1 protein-coding gene is annotated in these 712 nt (G+C 57.2%); it reads right to left on the bottom strand.

What is annotated here, in order from left to right:
• The coding region (locus tag AC1DRJ_RS30975) for an IclR family transcriptional regulator (protein ID WP_477805465.1) at nt 1–712 on the bottom strand (712 nt) is incomplete at both ends.

Consider the following 712-nt stretch of genomic DNA (forward strand, 5'->3'; position numbering starts at 1 on the left):
AAATTRGATAGATGCGCGACGCATGATCGGTGAAACGCTACTTGCCTCAGATAACTCTGCTGCCGTCGACAGCAGCGACGGCAGAAGCTCCTTCATCCTTTCGTGAGTAAGCCGTGACATCGGTCCTGCAATAATGAGAACAGCGCCAACTTCCCCATTGCCTGTAGTCACCGTCGTCGCCAGGGAACTCATTGCTGGCAAGAACATATCTTGCGTCGTGGCATAGCCGTTCTTGCGTGCGAGTTCAATCAGCGGAAGAAGGGTTTTGAAGGTAGTGGGTGCGCTGGGACCAAAGTTGGCCGGAAGGCCAAATCCTTGCCCGGAGACAAGTCGCRTGATTTCTTCGTCGCTCTTTCCGGCCAGCCAGCTTATACCCGCGGCACTGCACGACAGGGTGACCGGGCGGCCCATCTCTGGGTCATAGCGTAACCCTCCCCGTGCGCCCTGGGCCTTCGCGACATAGACCAGTTGCTCACCATCAACGACCGCCAGGCGTACCAACTCTCCAGATATTACCGCCAGCCGTTCAAGGATCGGCTGAGCAATATCGACCACTCCGCCGGCGCTCAAGAAGCGCAGTCCCAAGGATGGCAACTTCATGGTCAAGGTGAATTCACCTCGTCTTTCGTCCTTGCGGACGTAGCCCTGCTCGATCAAATCCGCGAGCAACCGGTGTATGGCCGTGATAGGCAACTCGAGACCAGCCGTGCGT

The sequence above is a fragment of the Pseudomonas sp. P5_B2 genome (genome assembly GCF_056400445.1).